Raw genomic sequence first — 2,500 nt, 5'->3', positions numbered from 1 at the left:
AATCATAACCCGATATAAGCCAAGGATTTTTCAACATTTGACAGGCCACAAACCCATAATTATCAAAATTTTTAGGATTGATGAACTCTTCATCGAGTTTACAGTGATTTAGATGGGATGGTATGTAATTTTGGTTTAACCAGGGCAATTTTCGCCTGTTCCAGAGCATTGAAACTTTGTATGTGAGATTACGGGGAATTAATGGTAGTAAGTAAGCTTTGAAAAATAAATTTTTCCAAGAGAATCCCTTTTCATGGAACCATTGTACTTCTTGTTTCCAATTTTTTAACTTAACATCACGCAAAGCAGATGGAATACGGTAAAAACTGGTGCCTATAAGATCATCACTGCCCCCTCCACCAAGATATACGTTGCATCCTTCCTTTTTGGTTGCTTTCATAACTTTCTGACTGTGGCCACGATACTCCCAAATTTCGGGTTCATCCAGTGGAAACCCTCCGTCTTTTCCAAGTTCACCAAAAGGCCAACAATCATCTGAAACAACATACTTAACTGGTGTTCCTTGACAATATTCTGCTACCAAGTCAAAGTAATCTTTTTCATCAGCAGATGGTGTTTCCTCAAATATTGACGAAATTAGTTTAATTTCAGGAAGATTTGGATGTTTTTTCTTTAAATCATATATTTGACAGGCCAGGGCTGATGAATCTAAACCTCCACTAACCCATAGTCCTACAGGTGTATTGCTGCGTAGCTGGTTAATTAAAATCTCTTCAAGAAGAACACCAAATGCATCGATCCATTCTTGGTCCGACGAAAAATTGGGTTTAGGTTGCTGTCCAAAAACATGATACAATTTTCTTTTTCTTTGACCATTTACTATTGTTAAAAAATGTGAAGGAGGTAATCTGAAAATGCCATTGAAGATGGTTTGACAGGCCCATAAGTTAAAAGAACGGTGCAGAAAATCATCCATAAGTTGCATATTCAGGGAAGGTGACGTGGGCAGTGTCTGGGCAATAGGCTGCACTGCACTGGCAAAATATAAAACATTATCTTGAATAGAATAAAAAAATGGACGTGCCCCAAATGTATCACGGGCTATGAACAGTTTTTCTTTTGATCTATCCCATAATACAAATGTGAAGTCCCCCATTATATGTTTAGGACAATACTCTTCCCAACATTCATATGCAGCTAGGATGAGATCAGCATCTGTATGTTTTTTCTCTTTGATGTAGCCATTATCCCTGAGTGCGGATATGAGTTCTTCCCGGTTATCCACCCTAGCATCAGCGGTCAATATCAGATTTTCATCTTTACTTAAAAGTGGCTGGTTTTCCCATAATGATTCAGGAGTGGTGTTTAATGCCAGGTTAACCATCCCAACATTTCCCTCAACCCAGTAATTAATACCATCAGGACCACGGTAGCTGATGAATTCCACCATTTTTTCTAGGGTTTCCTGGTGGACTGGTCGGTTATTAAAATCTATAATACCGCAGACACCACTCACAAATCCACCTCTTTTTTTAATATCTTGGTTTCAAACAGATGACTGACGTATTTTTCCACATCCCGACGCAAAACATCCTCTTCCACATCATAATATTCTTTTAAATATTTCACTGTAGCTTCAACATTTCCCAAAGTCATCAGCACCCGCCAGATCATGGCAGCCACCCCCGAAAGAGAAAAAATTTCTCCAGTCTCCCGGTGATAAAGTAAGATTTCATCAGAGAATATTCCACTCACCACATCTTCTGAAAGTTTGATATCCTGTTTTTCTACTCTTTGGGATGATATTCCCAGATTGAACTTGTTTTTTAAACATTTATGAGGAGCTAATAACCTCCAGCCATCTTCCAACCTCTTTGTCACTGGATTCCATAAAAAATAATCAGTTTCACTCCAGGCAAATCCCACTACATCTGATTGTCCTATCCAATAACGTTTACACATCTTTTTAGAAACTTGTTTCTCCCATAAACTGTAATCACCGATATAATTATGAGGTGCGTGATCTTCAAGATCATGGGCTGAAAAACAGTTTTTAACACATGGCTCATTTTCCATGAGGGCATTACGAAGTTGTGGTGGACTATAAAGATGGGCAATTACTACATGTGAAAAATTGTTTTTAGATAAAATTTCGGCAATTCTGGCACCTGTGAGAGCAATATCATCAACTATCATTATGGGCTGTTTTGGATTGGTGTTAAATTCAAATTGAGATGGGTTAAGGTTGAGTGCATATGCTAACATCCCTAAAACAATAAAACCACCCCTAGGTATGGGTTTAAAAACAAAAGATTCTAAATTTTCCGGTGAATAAACTTCTAAAATCTGGGAGGCAAGCTCTTCAACATCTTTTTCAGCTTTTTTATAATCAATATAACTCAATTCAAATGAGTTAAGTGATTGATTAAGGGCTATTAAACGAGCTTGATTCTCTGCTCGGACAATTTTCTCAGAATCCACATACAATTTTTGGATAATGAAAAGATCCCCCACATCCTAAACAAATAATATTCTACTA

Annotated in this window: 2 protein-coding genes (1 of these 2 only partly in view); both read right to left on the bottom strand. The window is 37.4% G+C overall.

The window, feature by feature from the left end; all coding sequences use genetic code 11:
- Positions 1–1,477 carry the 5' portion of an asparagine synthetase B family protein gene (locus tag J2743_RS09625; RefSeq protein ID WP_209626653.1) on the bottom strand. Its footprint begins 398 nt before the window's first position, so only the first 1,477 of its 1,875 coding nucleotides appear in the window; its start codon is at positions 1,475–1,477; its stop codon lies off the left edge, out of view.
- The gene (locus J2743_RS12245) at positions 1,474–2,442 is read right to left on the bottom strand and encodes a PqqD family protein (protein ID WP_209626651.1); all 969 of its coding nucleotides are present in this window, start codon (positions 2,440–2,442) and stop codon (positions 1,474–1,476) included. Before J2743_RS12245 ends, J2743_RS09625 begins: the two co-directional genes overlap by 4 nt.
- Positions 2,443–2,500 lie beyond the last annotated feature (58 nt).

Origin of the sequence: Methanobacterium petrolearium (genome assembly GCF_017873625.1) — an archaeon.
In the GTDB taxonomy this organism is placed as follows: Archaea; Methanobacteriota; Methanobacteria; order Methanobacteriales; family Methanobacteriaceae; genus Methanobacterium; species Methanobacterium petrolearium.
This window is presented reverse-complemented; position numbering and strand designations above follow the sequence as displayed.